This window comes from Aminobacter sp. Piv2-1 (assembly GCF_037625995.1).
Taxonomy (GTDB): Bacteria; Pseudomonadota; Alphaproteobacteria; order Rhizobiales; family Rhizobiaceae; genus Aminobacter.
In genome coordinates, this window is record NZ_JARKMU010000003.1 from 337,246 (window position 1) to 353,050 (window position 15,805).

Below are 15,805 nucleotides of genomic sequence, written 5' to 3' on the forward strand. Positions count from 1 at the left end.
ATGCCCCGCTTCCAGGACGTCCTGCTCGTCGTCGGCCAGCTGAACTACACCTGGACGAACACCGAAAGCCTTCTGATCTACCTCATTGCCGGACTTGCCCAGGTGGACAAGGAAACGGCGATCATCATCTTCCTGACGCTGAACACGACGCGGGCGCGGCTCGACCTGGTCGAGCGGCTGGCGAAGCTGCCCAAGACAGCGGCCCCATGCCGCCAGTCGATCCTGGCAGTGACGGAGCAACTGACGCACCAGTCCAAGCTCCGCAACAAGTACAGCCACTGCATCTATTCGTTCGACGAGACGGGCACGCGCGCCAGCACCCAGCTGATGCGGGTCTTCGACAGCAAGGACGAGGTCCACTACGGCAAGCACGAGGAACTCGACGACACCGAGATGCGCCGCATCACTGCCTCGATCGAGGCGATCAGGGACATCAACCGGCAGATCTGGAAGATCGTCGAGGACAACCAGTTTCCGCACTAGGACCCGTTCCGTCCCGGCGGAACGGAACGGGGCTCCATGTGGTGGCCGGCGTCAGGCGCCGATGCGCATCCACCTGCCGGCTTCCGACTGCGACTGCCGCGCGAAATAGCGGTAGGGCGTTCGCGACCAGTTCTTCACCGAGTTGTTGAGGTTGTCGAGGATGAAGTCGCCCTTGTCGGTGCGCACGGTGAGCACCGTGTGGCCGCTGCCGCGATAGGTGGCCACGGTGAGCAGCAGCGTCGAGGCCGGCCAGCCGCGCTTGCGCAGCTCGTTCTTCTTCAGGATGGCCAGATCCTCGCAATCGCCCACCGTCGTCGGCAGCCGCCAATCGTCCGCGCGGCCGACGGTCTCGGCGTCGTCGCGCTGGCGAATGCGGCCGTTGACCGAGGCGGTGACCTGCCTGAGCTCCTCCATCCGGGCTTCGGTCAGCGTCGCGGTCCTGGCGGACCCGGCAGTGCTGCACAGGCGCGGCTGGCTGGCGCAGAAGGCGTTGGCGGCCGGCGGGGCGAAGGCGTAGCCGACGGTGCTCATGCTCGATCCAGACGAATTCGTCTGGCTGCAGGCGGCCGCAATGAAAGCGGTCGCCAGCAGTGCCACTGGCGTTTTCATGTGTTGTCCCCTCTCTCCTTGGACGACACGTAGACAGCATATTAGAAGATGATAACGCAACCCCGGCGGGTGGTTGTTGCACGGTTTTCAAAAGGATGTATGCTTAACAAGATGTTTCCGCATGTCGGAACATTTGATCGATAGCGCCAGTTTGGGGACGGGCGTGTTTTTTCCCTCAGGAGGAAGAAATGAGGACGTTCCCAACCTGCGCACGCAGGATTCATGCGATTCTGCTGGTCTCGTCGGCCTTGGCCGCAACCTTCCCAACCGGATTTGCCTCGGCCCAGAACAGCATCCGGCCCCGCATGGCGGCGGCCCAGTGCCAGCCGCTGACCCAGGACAACTTCGAGATGTGCTGCATCGCGCTCAACCGCCGCAGCATCCTGTCGCCGGAGCAACTGGCGCAATGCCCGCCGCTCACCACCGCGGTCATTTCGGCGGTGCTCGCCGGCAGTGAGAACGACGACAACGACGGCGGGACCGGCAGCGACGGCGGCTCCGGCGGCACCGACGACGGCTCCGGCGGCGGCAATGGCGGTGGCGGTTCGGGCGGTAGCGGAGGCTCCGGAGGCTCGGGCGGTAGCGGCGGTTCCGGGGGCAGCGGCGGCTCCGGTGGCAGTGGAGGTTCAGGTGGCGGTGGCGGGAGCGGCGGTTCGGGTGGCAGTGGCGGTTCGGGCGGCTCTGGCGGCAGCGGAGGCTAAGCCAGGCCGCGTCCGAGCGGACATCCCGTGCCGGGCGAAGCCGAAGCGGGCGGTCGCCCGGCCGGTGACACCGGGTCGTGTTGCCCGAGGGTGATCGACGGGACGCTTACGGCGTCTTCGAGACGGCCGAGTAGCGGTCGTCGGAGAAGGTCGTGCCCATCACCAGGCCCTTGACCCTGGCGCTCACGGCCACCTTGCGCACTTCCTGGAACATGAAGATGAACGGGGAAGTGTCGGTATGGACCTTCTGGATCGCCTCGTACATGGCCTTGCGCTTGGCGGTGTCCTGTTCGCGGACGGCCGCCATCGCATCGGCCGAAAGGCCGCGTGAGTTCCAGCCGAAGCGGTCGGCCAGGCTTTCAGAACCGTCCGGGGCGTCCTGCTTATTGACCACGAAGGCCTTGGCGTTGGAATGCGGGTCCGGATAGTCCGGCCCCCACAGGCCGAGCCAGATGTCGAGGTCGTGCTCGCGATAACGCTTCAGCCATTGCTGCCCGTCGACGACCACGAGATTGAGGGTCAGGCCGGCCTTGGCCATGTTGGCCTGTATGGCCTTGGCGAAGTCGGTGTAGGGGGGAGTATCCCAGACCACCATGTCGAGCGAGAAATCGCCGGTGACCCCGCCTTCGGCCAGCAGCGCCTTGGCCTTCTCGACGTCGTAGCTGTAGGGGTTGTAGTCGAGAGCGCCCAGGAAGCCCTTCGGCACCAGCGTCTGGTGCACCTCCATGGTGCCGCGCGACACCGCATCGGCGATCCCCTTGTAGTCGACCAGGTATTTCATCGCCTGCACCACCTTGGGATTGGCGAGATACTGGTTCCGCACGTTGAGGCCCATGTAGTAGATGTTGCCGGAACGGCCATAGATGGTGAACAGGTCCGGGTTCTTTTCGACCGCGTCTAGATCGTCCGGCCGCAGCCTGTTGGCGATATCGACCTCGCCGGCTTCCAGCATGCGGCGCTGGTCGGTGCTTTCGGCGACGTGGCGGATGAGGATGCGGTCTATGCCGGGCTTGTCGCCCCAATAGTTTGGGTTGCGCTCGAGCAGGATCGACTGCTTGGGCTCCCATTTGGCAAGCGCGAAGGGGCCGGAGCCGGCCGAGTTGCTGGCCTTGAGCCAGCCATTGCCGTAGTCGCCGTCCACCTCCTTCGACTTGACCAGCTTGCTGTCGACGATGCCGCCCATGTAGGACGACAGGCAATAGAGCAGGAAGCTCGGCGAGTAGATGTCGGCGACCTGAATCACCAGCGTGCTTTCGTCGAGGGCCTTGATGCGGTCGTCGACATTGTCCGGCGAGAAGCCGAACTGGCCGATGATGAAGGACGAGCGCGACTTGAGGTGGATCACACGGCGCAGCGAATATTCGGCATCGTAGGCCGTTACCGGGTTGCCGGACGCGAACCTCGCGCCCGGGGTGATCTTGAAGGTAAAGGTCTTGCCGTCCGGCGAAACCGACCAACTGCTGGCCAGCACGCCGACGATCTTGGCCGGGTCGTTGGGGTCGAAGCTGACGAGCGGCTGGTAGATCTGGCTGCTGGTCAGCACGCCGCCGACCTCGCCGATCTCGCCGGGATCGAGGGTCATGACGTCGTCGATCGCATCCGCCACGACGAGCGTGTCGGGCGGCGTGCCGCCCCGCGCGGCCGCAATCCCCAGAACCGCGCCAACGACCGCGACGGCGATGGCCTTGAACAAACGCATCCTGTCTCCCCTCCAGGCAGGCGCCCGGCTACGGCTGCAAGCGTCGTCTCCCTTGATCGCGCCGGCAGCCGACATGGCCTCCGCAATACGCCGGAGAGAAATTCGTCTCAACCGTTCAAATCGCGAAATGCTTACATGCAATATTCTGCATGCAAATGTCATAGTCTAGGCGTGCCGGTGGCATTGTTCCCGCCGTTTGCGGAAGAGATTGCGGTGTTCATCGCGCGGACGACGAGGTTCTTGCGGCTCTTAAGTCGGCCGCTGCTCCAGGGTCGCCCGGGCTACGACGAAGGTGCTGCGCGGCGATGCTAGCTGGCCGCCTACCAGGTGACGTTTGACAGGCGCAGCCAGGGCGGGTTGTCGGCATACATTTCCCGGATCAGGCCCTTGATCTCCTCGATCCGGCCCGACCTGTCGTTGCGCCGGTAGCTCATGATCACCGGCGAGGTGGCGGTTTCGTCGGACAAGATGCGGTAGCAGACGTCGTCGGTGCGCTGGCGCTGCGCCGCCGCCGGCAGGATGCAGACGCCGATGGCCGCCGCGACCAGCCCGAGCGCGGTCTGGATCTCGCGCACTTCCTCCACCATGCCGTGCTCGACGTTGAGGTCGGCGAACAGCGCCAGCACCTCGTCGGCGAAGCTCGGCCGCGGCTTGGAGGGGTAGATCACCAGCGTCTCGCCGGCGATGTCGCGGAGCGCCATCGGCTCGGTCGACAGCGATTTCGGGTGACCCTTCGGGAAGGCCACCACCAGCCTTTCCTCGCGCAGCGTGATCCGCTCGACATCCGGGTCGCTCAGCCGCACGCGGCCGAAGCCGAGGTCGATGCGGCCGTCCTTGAGCGCTGCGATCTGCTCCACCGACATCATCTCGCGGATCTCGATGCCGAGTTCGGGCCAGCGCACGCGCATGCGCCGGACGAGATCGGGAATGCCGCTGTAGAGCGTCGAGCCGACGCAGCCGATGATGAAGATCTCGCGGCGCGACTGGGCGATGCGGCGCGTCTGCTCGCGGATGTGCTCCATCCTTGCCAGGATCTGGGTCGCCTGCTCGTAGAAGAAGCGGCCGGCATCGGTCAGCGTCAGCGGCCGGCTGGAGCGGTCGATCAATATTGCTCCCAGGGTATCTTCCAGTTGCTGGATCTGCCGACTGAGCGGCGGCTGCGCGATGTGAAGGAGCTCTGCAGCCCTTGAGAAATTGCGCTCGCGGGCGACGGCGACGAAATAGCGGAGCTGGCGCATGTCCATGACACTATACCTTCCGGGTATCGAATCCGACCGAGATAGTCTTGGACCCTTTGCCGTCTCAAAGCTAGCGTCATGTCGAGAGTTTCGGAGGAGACTATCCGTGAAATCCGACATCCGCATCATCGAGATCGAGACGCTTATCCTTGATCTGCCCACCATCCGGCCGCACGCGCTGTCGATGGTGACGATGAGCGGCCAGACGATGATGATCGTCCGGCTGCGCTGCTCCGACGATGTCGTCGGGCTCGGCGAGGGCACGACGATCGGCGGCCTGGCCTACGGGTCGGAAAGCCCCGAGAGCATGAAGCTCACCATCGACCGCTACGTCGCGCCGCTGCTCACGGGTGCCGACGCGACCCGCGTCGGGCTTGCGATGGACAAGGTCAATGCCGCGGTGAAGGGCAACCACTTCGCCAAATGCGCGATCGAGACGGCGTTGCTCGACGCACAGGCGCGCCGCCTCGGCCTGCCGCTGTCGGAATTGCTCGGTGGGCGCCGGCGCGACAGCCTGCCGGTGGCCTGGACGCTGGCCTCGGGCGACACGTCCAAGGACATCGACGAGGCCCAGCGCATGCTGGAGGCCCGCCGCCACAGGGATTTCAAGCTCAAGATCGGCAAGCGTCCGGTCGACCAGGACGTGGCGCATGTGGCGGCGATCCGCAAGGCGCTGCCGGACTTCGCCAGCGTCCGCGTCGACGTCAACATGGCCTGGCGCGAGCGCGAGGCGCTGCGCGGGATCGCTGCCCTGGCGGATGCCGGCTGCGTGCTGGTGGAACAGCCGGTGCACGGCGTCGAGCCGCTCGCCCGACTGCAGGCGAAGTCGAGCATAGCGCTGATGGCCGACGAGATCCTGACCGGACCGGAAAGCGCGCTTGCGGCTGCCGCAAGGCACGCCGGCGACGTGTTCTCGATCAAGATCGAGCAGGCCGGCGGCCTGTTTGCGGCGGCCAAGGTGATCGCTGTCGCAGAGGCTGCGGGCATCGCCGTCTATGGCGGCACCATGCTCGAAGGGCCGGTGGGCACCATCGCCGCGGCGCATCTGTTTGCCGGGGTCCGCAGCCTCGAATGGGGCACCGAGTTCTTCGGGCCGCTGCTGCTGACCGAGGAACTTTTGACCGAACCGCTCGGCTACGCCGACTTCGAGCTCAAGGTCCCGGCCGGACCCGGCCTCGGAATTGAATTGGACGAGACGGCGGTGAACCGTTTCCGCCGTGACGGCAACAAGGCGCCCGCGTCCCTGCGGGTGGTTGGGTGACATCATGCTGTTCCATGTCGAAATGACCGTCGAACTGCCGCACGACCTTCCCGCCGAAGTCGCGGATCGCCTCAAGGCGACGGAGAAGGCCAAGGCCCAGGAACTGCAGCGGAGCGGCAAGTGGCGCCATCTTTGGCGCGTCGCCGGACGCTACGCCAATGTCAGCGTCTTCGACGTCAGCGGACCGGGCGAGCTGCACGAGATCCTGTCCGGGCTGCCGCTGTTCCCGTTCATGAAGATCGAGGTGAAGGCGCTGTGCCGGCACGGATCGGCGATCGCCGACGACGGCGCCTGACGCCGAAAGAGGTTTCCGCTGGCAAGGGAGAGCTGGCGGGGAAAGTCAACACATAGCAATGCGAGCCAGAAAGGGAGGTTCCCATGTCCAGCAAGCTCATTGAAAAGTCCGCCATCGACGATCTCGCCAGCCGCGCCAGCGGCCTTGACCAGCCAGGTGGCGACCAGCGCCTGAAGACCATCGCCAACCGGCTTTTGGCCGACCTGTTCACGGCGATCGACGATCTCGACATCAGCATGAACGAGGTCTGGAGCGCGGTCGCCTATCTCGGCCAGGCGGCGCGCAACAACGAACTCGGCCTGATCGCGCCGGGCATCGGCCTCGAGCACTTCCTCGACCTGCGGCTCGACGAGGCCGAACGCCGCGCCGGCCTTTCGGGCGGCACTGCGCGCACCATCGAGGGCCCGCTCTATATCGCCGGCGCGCCGCTCTCCAAGGGCTCCGCGCGTCTCGACGACGGCTCCGACAAGGGCGAGGTCGTGTTCATGCAGGGTCAGGTCCGCGACCAGAACGGCAAGCCCGTCGCCGACGCCATCGTCGACGTCTGGCACGCCAATACGCGCGGCAACTATTCGCATTTCGACCCGCAGCAGGCTGCCTACAACCTGCGCCGCCGCATCGAGACCGATGCGAACGGCCGCTACAGCTTCCGCTCGATCATGCCGAGCGGTTACGCTACGCCCCCAGGCGGCTCGACCGAACAGCTGATGTTCGCCTTCGGCCGCCATGGCCACCGTCCGGCGCACATTCACTTCTTCGTCTCGGCGCCGGGCTACCGCCACTTGACCACGCAGATCAACATCGAGGGCGACGAGTACCTGTTCGAGGACTTCGCATTCGGCACCCGCGACGACCTCATCCCGCCGGTCACCCGCGTCAACGATCCGAAGGTGCTGGCCGAGCGCCAGGTGCAGGAGCCCTTCGCCTCGATCGACTTCGACTTCGTGCTGGTGCCCGAGAAGGAGGGCGTCGTCGACACCGTGGTCGAACGCGAGCGCGCTTCGGCCTGACAGCAGCAACCGGCGCGCCGAGGAGAAGGCGGCGCGCCAAGCTCTCGTGGAGGATTTCAAGATGCTGGATTCAATCGCCAACCGGCACATCGAGGAAACGCTCGAGGCAGCCGTCGTCGACGACCCCGCCACCGGCGCCTATCGCTGCCGGCGGGACATCTTCACCGATCCCGATCTGTTCGAGCTCGAGATGCGGCACATCTGGGAAGGCAACTGGGTCTATCTCGCCCATGAAAGCCAGATCCCGAACGCCAACGACTTCCTGACCGGCCATATCGGCCGCCAGCCGATCGTCATCTCGCGCGACCGCAAGGGCGATCTGCACTGCTTCCTCAATGCCTGCTCGCATCGCGGCGCCATGGTGTGCCGCCACAAGCGCGGCAACAAGAGCACCTACACCTGCCCGTTCCACGGCTGGACCTTCTCCAACAGCGGCAAGCTGCTCAAGGCGAAGGACCCCGACGGTGCGGGCTATCCCGAGCAGTTCAACAAGAACGGCTCGCACGACCTGACCAAGGTGGCCCGCTTCGAGAGCTATCGCGGCTTCCTGTTCGGCAGCCTGAACGCCGACGTGCTGCCGCTCGAGCAGCATCTCGGCGAGGCGGCCAGGATCATCGACATGATCGTCGACCAGTCGCCCGACGGGCTGGAAGTGCTGCGCGGCGGCTCGACCTATGTCTATGACGGGAACTGGAAGCTGCAGACCGAGAACGGCGCCGACGGCTATCACGTCTCGTCCGTGCACTGGAACTACGCGGCGACCACCAACCACCGCAAGGACGCGCTGGCGGCTGCCGCCGGCGTCGACGTCACCCGCGCCATGGACGCATCGTCATGGGCGAAGCAGGGCGGCGGCTTCTACTCGTTCGAGCACGGCCACCTGCTGCTCTGGACCCGCTGGAGCAACCCGGAGGACCGGCCGCTGGCCGAGAAGCGCGCAGAACTGACCGAGAAGTTCGGCCAGTCCTGGGCCGACTGGATGATCGACCGCTCGCGCAACCTCTGCCTCTACCCCAACGTCTACCTGATGGATCAGTTCTCCTCGCAGATCCGCATGTACCGGCCCATCTCGGTCGACAAGACCGAGGTCACCATCTACTGCATCGCGCCCAAGGGCGAGGGTGCGGAAGCACGCGCCCGCTGCATCCGCCAGTACGAGGACTTCTTCAACGCCTCCGGCATGGCTACGCCCGACGATCTCGAGGAGTTCCGCTCCTGCCAGATCGGCTACCAGGCGCGGCAGGCGGCTTGGAACGACCTCAGCCGCGGCGCCACGCACTGGATCGAGGGCGCCGACGAGGGCGCCAAGGCGATCGGCCTGAAACCCCTGCTGTCCGGGGCCAAGACCGAAGACGAGGGCCTGTTCGTGATCCAGCACAAATACTGGAAAGAGACGCTGGAAAAGGCGATCGGCCGAAACCCGACCGACTGACCGAGCCCCGGGCGGCGGGACCGAACGCGCCGCCCTTCAAAGCAACACGCCCGCACGGCGCGGACCGAAGACGGTCCGCGGAAGGAGACGTCATGACCATTTCACGCCAAGAGGTCGAAGAGTTCCTCTATCGCGAGGCCCGCTTCCTCGACGACCGGCAGTGGGACGAATGGCTCGCGCTCTACGCCCCGCATGCTGAATTCTGGATGCCGTCCTGGGACGACGACGAAACGCTCGTCGAGGACCCGCAGACGGAAATCTCGCTGATGTACTACCCCACCAGGCAGGGGCTGGAGGACCGCATCTTCCGCATCCGCACCGAGCGCTCCAGCGCCACCAGCCTGCCGGAGCCGCGGACCATCCATCACATCTCCAATGTCGAGATCCTCGAACAGGATGCCGAGAAGCTGCAGATCCGCTTCAACTGGCTGACCTTCAACTTCCGCTACAAGACCACCGATTCCTACTACGGAACGTCGTTCTACACGCTCGAGAAGGGCAAAGGCGGGCTGAAGATCGCCCGCAAGAAGGTCGTGCTGACCAACGACTACATCCACCACGTCATCGATATCTACCACGTCTGACAGGCCAGGGAGGATCGAGCCATGGCACACAGGATAGCCTTGAATTTCGAAGACGGCGTCACCCGCTTCATCGAATGCGACGGCAACGAGGTCGTGGCCGACGCAGCCTACCGGGCCCGCCTCAACATCCCGATGGATTGCCGCGACGGCGCCTGCGGCACCTGCAAGAGCAAGTGCGAGTCCGGCAGCTTCCGGATGGGCGACTACATCGAGGACGCACTCACCGAGGACGAGGCCTCGGAAGGCTACGTGCTGACCTGCCAGCTCCGCCCCGACAGCGACTGCGTCATCAGCATTCCGGCGACCTCGGCGCTGTGCAAGAGCGGGCCGACGGTGTTCGAGGCCGAGATCGCCGACGTGCGCAAGCTTTCCGACACCACGATCGGCTTCACCGTGGCGCTCGACCAGCCGGAGGCGCTGAGCTTCCTGCCCGGCCAGTACATGCAGGTCTCGGTTCCGGGCACCAGCGAAAGCAGGGCCTACTCGTTCTCGTCCTGCGTGTCTGGCGGCCGCGCCGACTTCCTAGTGCGCAACATCCCCGGCGGGCTGATGTCGACCTACCTGTCAAGCCAGGCGTCGTCCGGCGACCGGCTGACGCTGCGCGGCCCGGTGGGCGCCTTCTACCTGCGCGAGATCCGCCGGCCGACGCTGTTCCTTGCCGGCGGCACGGGCCTCGCGCCCTTCCTCGCCATGCTCGAACATCTCGACGAGGAGGGCGGTCCGGCCCATCCGGTGCGGCTGGTCTATGGCGTGACGCGCGACGTCGACATGGTCGAGGTCGAGAAGCTTGCCCGCTTCGCGGAAGCCATGCCCAACTTCAGCTACGACGTCTGCGTGGCCGACAAGGACAGCGTGCACGGCCTGAAGGGCTTCGTCACCGATCACTTCGGAGCGGCCGACCTCAACGATGGCGAGGCCGACGTCTATCTCTGCGGTCCGCCGCCGATGGTCGACGCCGTCAAGGCGCATTTCGACAAGATCGGGGTCAAGCCCGCCTCCTTCCACTACGAGAAGTTCCTCGCCGCGGAGGCAGCGGCATGAGCGGCCGGGCGCAGCGTTTCGCCGGCAAGGCGATGGTGGTCACCGGGGCGGCCCAGGGCATTGGCCGCCAGGTGGCGATAGAGGCGGCGGCCGAGGGCGCGCATGTGGCGCTGGTCGACCGCTCCGAACTGGTCAGGGAGGCTGCGGCCGAGATCGTCGCGAGCGGCGGCAATGCGGTCGCCATACTTGCCGACCTCGAAGGCTGGGCAGGCGCGCTGAGTGCGATCGAAGAGGCGCGCGCCGCGCTCGGGCGCGTCGACGTGCTGGTCAACAATGTCGGCGGCGCGATCTGGATGCGTCCGTTCGAGCATTTCGACGAGACGCAGATCGAGGCGGAGATCCGCCGCTCGCTGTTTCCAACCATGTGGTGCTGCCGCGCCGTGCTGCCGCTGATGGTCGAGGCCGGCGGCGGGTCGATCGTCAACGTCTCGTCGATTGCCACGCGCGGCATCAACCGCGTGCCCTATTCGGCGGCCAAGGGCGCGGTCAACGCGCTGACGGTGGCGATGGCCATGGAGAACGCCGAGCGCGGCATCCGCGTCAATGCGGTGGCGCCGGGCGGCACCGAGGCCCCGGTGCGCCGCATCCCGCGCAACAATTCGGCCCAGGACGAGCGCGACGCCGCCTGGATGCAGGAGGTGGTCGAGCAGACCAGGGCCACCAGCTTCATGAAGCGCTACGGCACGCTCGCCGAGCAGGCCAACGCCATCCTGTTCCTGGCCTCGGACGAGGCCTCGTACGTCACCGGCACCATCCTGCCGGTGGGTGGCGGCGACAGCGGCTGAGGCGGCTCGCGAGGAGGAGGCCTCGCGCGCCGACAACAGTCAAACGACAACAAACGGAGGAGTGTGAAATGACCAACATCAAGTCCACAGCGCAGACCCTCGCCATGACGCGCAGGAATTTTCTCGGCGCAACGGCAGCCGGCGCGGCAGGCCTCGCCCTCGGATTTCCCAAGCCTGCGATCGCCCAGGGTGCAGCTTTGAAGGTCGGGCTGATGCTGCCCTTCAGCGGCACCTACGCCAGGCTCGGGCAGTTCATCGAGAACGGCTTCAATCTCTATGTCGAGCAGAAATCCGGCATGCTCGGCGGACGCAAGGTTGAGTTCATCCGCCTCGACGACGAGTCCAAGCCCGAAACCGCGACCGACAACATGAACAGGCTGGTCAGCCGCGACAAGGCCGACGTGGTCATCGGCACGGTGCATTCCGGTGTCGCCATGGCGATGGTGAAGGTGGCGCGCGACAGCGGCGTGCCGCTGATCATCCCGAATGCCGGCGCCGACGAGGCGACGGGCCCGCTCTGCGCGCCGAACATCTTCCGCACTTCGTTCTCCAACTGGCAGCCTGCCCATCCGATGGGCAAGGTCGTGTATGACGAAGGCCACCGCAACGTGCTCACCATCACCTGGCGCTACACCGCAGGCCAGCAGATGGTCGGCGCCTTCACCGAAGGCTTCGAGGCCGCCGGCGGCAAGGTCGTCGAGGCGCTGACGCTGCCATTCCCGGAAGTCGAGTTCCAGGCGTTGATCACGCAGATCGCCACGCTGAAGCCCGACGCGGTGTTCGCCTTCTTCGCCGGCGGCGGGGCGGTTAAGTTCGTCACCGACTACGCGGCCGCGGGGCTCAAGGGCAAGATCCCGCTCTACGGCACCGGCTTCCTGACCGACGGGACGCTGAAGGCGCAGGGCGACGCCGCCACCGGCATCCGCACCACGCTGCACTATGCCGACGACCTCGACAATCCGGCCAACAAGGCGTTCCTGTCGGCGTTCCAGGCCAAGACCGGCGAGGCGGGCGACATCTACGCCGTCCAGGGTTTCGACGCCGCCGCCCTGCTGGAAGCCGGCCTCGTGGCCACCGGCGACGACGCCTCGGCGCGCGAGGCGCTGTTCGCCGCCATGGCGGGCGCCAAGATCGACAGCCCGCGCGGGCCGCTCACCTTCTCGCCCGCGCACAATCCGATCCAGAACATCTACCTCCGCGAGGTCCGCGACGGGCGAAATGCCTTCGTCTCGGTCGCCGGCGAAGCGGTGCGCGACCCCGCGCGCGGCTGCCGCATGGCCTGAACGGCGGGCGCCACGCGCCCGCTTCCCCTCTCGGACACGGAGACCGTCATGGATATCGGCACCTTCGCCATCCAGCTCCTCAATGCCGTCCAGTATGGGCTCGTGCTGTTTCTCGTCGCGAGCGGCCTGACCCTGGTCTTCGGCATCCTCGGAGTGATCAACCTCGCGCACGGCGTGTTCTACATGCTTGGCGCCTATCTCGCCTGGTGGCTGACAGTGGCCACCGGCAATTTCGCTGTCGGCATTCTTGGCGCCTTCGCCATCAGCTTCCTTGTCGGCATGGCGCTGGAGAGCGTGTTCATCCGCAGGCTCTACGGCCGCGACCACCTCTCGCAGGTGCTGCTCAGCTTCGGCCTGATCCTCGTCGTCGACGAGCTGCGCCAGATGCTGTTCGGCCGCGACGTCCAGTCGGTGCCGCTGCCGGAATGGCTTTCCGGCTCGCTGCCCTTGACCGACGTGCTGAACTACCCGGTCTACCGGATCGTCGTCAGCCTGTTTTGCCTGGCGATCGCGGTCGCCATCTTCCTGGTCATCCGCCGCACCAGGATCGGCATGGTGGTGCGCGCCGGCGCCGAGAACCGCGAGATGACGCGCGCACTCGGCATCCCGTTCGACAGCGTCAACCGCTACGTCTTCGCCATAGGCATCGCGCTCGCCGCACTGGCCGGCGCCGTGATCGCGCCGATCTCGACGGTGTTCCCCGGCATGGGCGACGGCATGCTCATCCTGTCCTTCGTGGTGGTCGTGCTCGGCGGCATCGGCTCGGTGCCGGGAGCCGCCATCGGGGCGCTGCTGATCGGGCTGATCGACACCTTCGGCAAGGTGTTCATGCCCGAACTTGCCGGCATCCTCGTCTACGTGCTGATGGCCGCGGTCCTCATCGTGCGTCCCACCGGCATCCTCGGCAAGCGGGAGGTCTGAGATGCAGCCGCTGTCCTCACGCACCCATCTCGCGCTGCTTGCGGCCGTCGTCGCCGCGGCGATGCTCCCGGCCCTGGTTCCCGACTACTATGTGCAGTTCGCCGCCAAGGTGCTGATCCTCGGCACGCTGGCCATGGCGCTGAACCTCGCCGTCGGCTTCGGCGGGCTGGTCAGCCTCTGCCATGCCGCCTTCTTCGGCCTGGCCGGCTATGCGCTGGTGCTGTTGGCACCCGAATACGATGCGCCGTCGCTGCTCCTGACGCTGCCGCTGGCGGTGGCGATCGCCGCCGCCGCGGCGCTGGTCATCGGGCTCCTGTCGCTGAGGACGCGCGGCGTCTACTTCATCATGGTGACGCTCGCCTTCGGCGAGATGCTGTTCTTCCTGTTCCACGACACCCCGTTCGGCGGCGGTTCGGATGGCTTGTTCCTGTACGTCAAGCCGGTGCTGTCCGTGGGCGAGACCATCCTCGTCGACCTCGACAATCCGGTGACCTTCTACCTTGCCGCGCTGGCGGCGGCGGCAGGGACGTGGTGGCTGATCCGGCACCTCCTGTCGACGCCGTTCGGCGACGCCCTGACGGCAGCGCGCGACAACGAGCGGCGCGCGCTGGCGCTCGGCATCCCGGTGATCCGCGTCCGGCTCATCGCCTTCGTGCTGTCGGCTGCGCTGGCCGGCCTTGCCGGCTATCTCTCGGCGGCCCAGTTCGGCTTCGTCGCGCCGCAGATGCTCGGCTGGCATCTCTCGGCCACCGCGCTGGTGATGGTCGTGCTCGGCGGCACCCGCCGCGTCGCCGGACCGCTCGCCGGCGCCCTGGTCGTGACCGGGCTCGAGGAGGGGCTGAAGTATTTCATCGACGATTGGAAGCTCGTCTACGGCCTGATCATCATCGCGCTGGTGCTGGTCGCGCCCGGTGGCCTGCAGGACCTGGCACGGCTTGCCGGCCTCGGCAGGCGCGCAGGCACGCCCGCGCTCAACCTGAAGGAGGCGAACAATGTCGGCTGACGTTCTCGAAGCCCGCGGCCTCGGCAAGCGCTTCGGCGGGCTTGCCGCCTGCTCGGACGTCTCGCTCAGCGTCCGCGAAGGCGAGGTCCATGCCGTCATCGGCCCCAACGGGGCGGGCAAGTCGACGCTCATCAACCTGTTGTCGGGAGATCTCAGGCCGACAGACGGCAAGATCCTGCTCGACGGCCGTGACGTCACCGCCAGCGGGCCGCACCAGCGCTGCCAGGGCGGCATCGGCCGCTCCTACCAGAAGACGACGATCTTTCCCGAACGCACGGTGTTCGACAACGCCCGGCTGGCCGCGCAGGCGACGCGGCCGGGTGCGCTCGCCATGCGCTGCGACGGCAAGCGCCGCGCCGACGTGCGCGACGCGGCACTCGCCGCGCTTGCCGAGGTCGGCCTCGAAGGCCGCGCCGACACCCCGGCCCGGTCGATGAGCCATGGCGAGCAGCGCCAGCTCGAGGTCGCCATGGTGCTGGCCACCGCGCCCCGGCTGGTGCTGCTCGACGAGCCGCTCGCCGGCATGGGGCACGCCGAGGCGCGCCGCATGACCGGGCTGATCGCGTCGCTGAAGGCGGGCAGGAGCGTTCTCCTGGTCGAGCACGACATGGACGCGGTCTTCGCCATCGCCGACCGGCTCACCGTCATGGCCGACGGCAAGGTCATCGCCTCGGGCACTGTCGACGCCGTCAGGCGCGACCCGGTGGTGCGGGCCGCCTATCTCGGAGAAGCGGAGGAAGTGGCATGAGCATGCTCCTGACAGTCGACCGGCTCGAGAGCTTCTACGGGCCGAGCCAGATCCTTCACGGCGTAAGCCTTGCGGTGCGGCCCGGCGAGCAGGTGGCGCTCATCGGCCGCAACGGCATGGGCAAGACCACCTTGCTGCGCTCGCTGATGGGGCTGGTGCCGCGTGTCCAGGGCATCATCGAGCTGAACGGCAGCTCGATCCGCGGCAAGAAGCCGGAGACGATCTCGCAGGCCGGGGTCGCCTTCGTGCCCGAGGGGCGCGGCGTCTTCGGCTCGCTTTCGGTGATCGAGAACCTGGTCATGGCGTCGCGCGCCGGCCGCGACGGCAAGCGCGGCTGGACGCTGGAGCGCGTGCTTCAGGTGTTTCCGCGCCTCGCCCAGCGCCGCGGTAATGGCGGCCACCAGCTTTCCGGCGGCGAGCAGCAGATGCTGACCATCGGCCGGGCGCTGATGACCAATCCCGACATCATCCTCATCGACGAGGCGACCGAGGGTCTGGCGCCGCTTGTGGCGGAGGAGATCTGGAAGACGCTCGCCGTCATCCGCGGCGAGGGCATCGCCACCATCGTCGTCGACAAGGACATCAAGAACCTCGCCAAGGTCGCCGACCGCATGGTGGTGATGTCGAAGGGAGGCGTCGAGTTCGACGGCACGCCGGTCGAGCTGCTGGCCCAGCCCGAGCTGCTCGAACGCCATCTCGGCCTGCACTAGGG

At 66.6% G+C, this 15,805-nt stretch carries 17 protein-coding genes; 14 read left to right on the forward strand and 3 right to left on the reverse strand.

Annotated features, from left to right (window positions below):
• Window positions 1–483, forward strand: a complete 483-nt coding sequence (locus AmiPiv_RS07810) for a hypothetical protein (protein WP_340036781.1) — start codon at window positions 1–3, stop codon at window positions 481–483.
• A 51-nt stretch (window positions 484–534) separates the two neighbouring features.
• On the opposite strand, the gene AmiPiv_RS07815 is transcribed toward AmiPiv_RS07810, so the two are convergent.
• Complete coding sequence (locus AmiPiv_RS07815; RefSeq protein WP_340036782.1) at window positions 535–1,092, reverse strand: transglutaminase-like cysteine peptidase; 558 nt, start codon at window positions 1,090–1,092, stop codon at window positions 535–537.
• A gap of 188 nt (window positions 1,093–1,280) precedes the next feature.
• Between AmiPiv_RS07815 and AmiPiv_RS07820 the strand changes: the two genes are divergently transcribed.
• A complete protein-coding gene (locus AmiPiv_RS07820; protein ID WP_340036783.1) occupies window positions 1,281–1,793 on the forward strand; it encodes a hypothetical protein in 513 nt (170 codons plus the stop codon).
• Window positions 1,794–1,899: 106 nt separating this feature from the next.
• Here AmiPiv_RS07820 and AmiPiv_RS07825 read toward each other — a convergent pair whose 3' ends face one another.
• Both AmiPiv_RS07825 and AmiPiv_RS07830 read right to left on the reverse strand, forming a co-directional pair.
• Window positions 1,900–3,492 carry an ABC transporter substrate-binding protein gene (locus tag AmiPiv_RS07825; protein ID WP_340036785.1) on the reverse strand — a complete coding sequence of 531 codons (1,593 nt, stop codon included), beginning with the start codon at window positions 3,490–3,492 and terminating at the stop codon, window positions 1,900–1,902.
• Window positions 3,493–3,812: 320 nt separating this feature from the next.
• On the reverse strand, window positions 3,813–4,736 hold the full coding sequence (locus AmiPiv_RS07830) for a LysR family transcriptional regulator (RefSeq protein WP_340036786.1): 924 nt from the start codon (window positions 4,734–4,736) through the stop codon (window positions 3,813–3,815).
• A gap of 100 nt (window positions 4,737–4,836) precedes the next feature.
• Here AmiPiv_RS07830 and AmiPiv_RS07835 point away from each other — a divergent pair, with 100 nt between their 5' ends.
• The 12 genes from AmiPiv_RS07835 (at window position 4,837) to AmiPiv_RS07890 (ending at window position 15,803) form a co-directional block, all read left to right on the forward strand.
• Window positions 4,837–5,991, forward strand: a complete 1,155-nt coding sequence (locus tag AmiPiv_RS07835) for a muconate/chloromuconate family cycloisomerase (RefSeq protein WP_340036787.1) — start codon at window positions 4,837–4,839, stop codon at window positions 5,989–5,991.
• Between the two features lie 4 nt (window positions 5,992–5,995).
• A complete protein-coding gene (gene catC / locus AmiPiv_RS07840; protein ID WP_340036788.1) occupies window positions 5,996–6,286 on the forward strand; it encodes a muconolactone Delta-isomerase in 291 nt (96 codons plus the stop codon).
• A gap of 83 nt (window positions 6,287–6,369) precedes the next feature.
• Window positions 6,370–7,296 carry a catechol 1,2-dioxygenase gene (gene catA, locus AmiPiv_RS07845; RefSeq protein ID WP_340036789.1) on the forward strand — a complete coding sequence of 309 codons (927 nt, stop codon included), beginning with the start codon at window positions 6,370–6,372 and terminating at the stop codon, window positions 7,294–7,296.
• A 61-nt stretch (window positions 7,297–7,357) separates the two neighbouring features.
• Window positions 7,358–8,728 carry a benzoate 1,2-dioxygenase large subunit gene (gene benA, locus AmiPiv_RS07850; RefSeq protein ID WP_340036790.1) on the forward strand — a complete coding sequence of 457 codons (1,371 nt, stop codon included), beginning with the start codon at window positions 7,358–7,360 and terminating at the stop codon, window positions 8,726–8,728.
• Between the two features lie 92 nt (window positions 8,729–8,820).
• A complete protein-coding gene (gene benB / locus AmiPiv_RS07855) occupies window positions 8,821–9,312 on the forward strand; it encodes a benzoate 1,2-dioxygenase small subunit (protein WP_340036791.1) in 492 nt (163 codons plus the stop codon).
• Window positions 9,313–9,333: 21 nt separating this feature from the next.
• Window positions 9,334–10,353 carry a benzoate 1,2-dioxygenase electron transfer component BenC gene (gene benC / locus AmiPiv_RS07860; RefSeq protein ID WP_340036792.1) on the forward strand — a complete coding sequence of 340 codons (1,020 nt, stop codon included), beginning with the start codon at window positions 9,334–9,336 and terminating at the stop codon, window positions 10,351–10,353.
• On the forward strand, window positions 10,350–11,138 hold the full coding sequence (locus AmiPiv_RS07865) for a 1,6-dihydroxycyclohexa-2,4-diene-1-carboxylate dehydrogenase (RefSeq protein ID WP_340036793.1): 789 nt from the start codon (window positions 10,350–10,352) through the stop codon (window positions 11,136–11,138). The genes benC and AmiPiv_RS07865 overlap by 4 nt, the downstream gene beginning before the upstream one ends.
• Window positions 11,139–11,206: 68 nt before the next feature.
• Window positions 11,207–12,421: an ABC transporter substrate-binding protein gene (locus tag AmiPiv_RS07870; protein WP_340036795.1), complete on the forward strand. Its 1,215-nt coding sequence runs from the start codon at window positions 11,207–11,209 to the stop codon at window positions 12,419–12,421.
• 48 nt (window positions 12,422–12,469) lie between these two features.
• Window positions 12,470–13,342 (forward strand): branched-chain amino acid ABC transporter permease, encoded by an 873-nt coding sequence (locus AmiPiv_RS07875; RefSeq protein WP_340036796.1) that lies wholly within the window; start codon window positions 12,470–12,472, stop codon window positions 13,340–13,342.
• A 1-nt stretch (window position 13,343) separates the two neighbouring features.
• Window positions 13,344–14,345 carry a branched-chain amino acid ABC transporter permease gene (locus AmiPiv_RS07880; RefSeq protein WP_340036797.1) on the forward strand — a complete coding sequence of 334 codons (1,002 nt, stop codon included), beginning with the start codon at window positions 13,344–13,346 and terminating at the stop codon, window positions 14,343–14,345.
• Window positions 14,335–15,093 (forward strand): ABC transporter ATP-binding protein, encoded by a 759-nt coding sequence (locus tag AmiPiv_RS07885; RefSeq protein WP_340036798.1) that lies wholly within the window; start codon window positions 14,335–14,337, stop codon window positions 15,091–15,093. Before AmiPiv_RS07880 ends, AmiPiv_RS07885 begins: the two co-directional genes overlap by 11 nt.
• A complete protein-coding gene (locus tag AmiPiv_RS07890; protein WP_340036800.1) occupies window positions 15,090–15,803 on the forward strand; it encodes an ABC transporter ATP-binding protein in 714 nt (237 codons plus the stop codon). Before AmiPiv_RS07885 ends, AmiPiv_RS07890 begins: the two co-directional genes overlap by 4 nt.
• The last annotated feature ends 2 nt before the right edge of the window (window positions 15,804–15,805 follow it).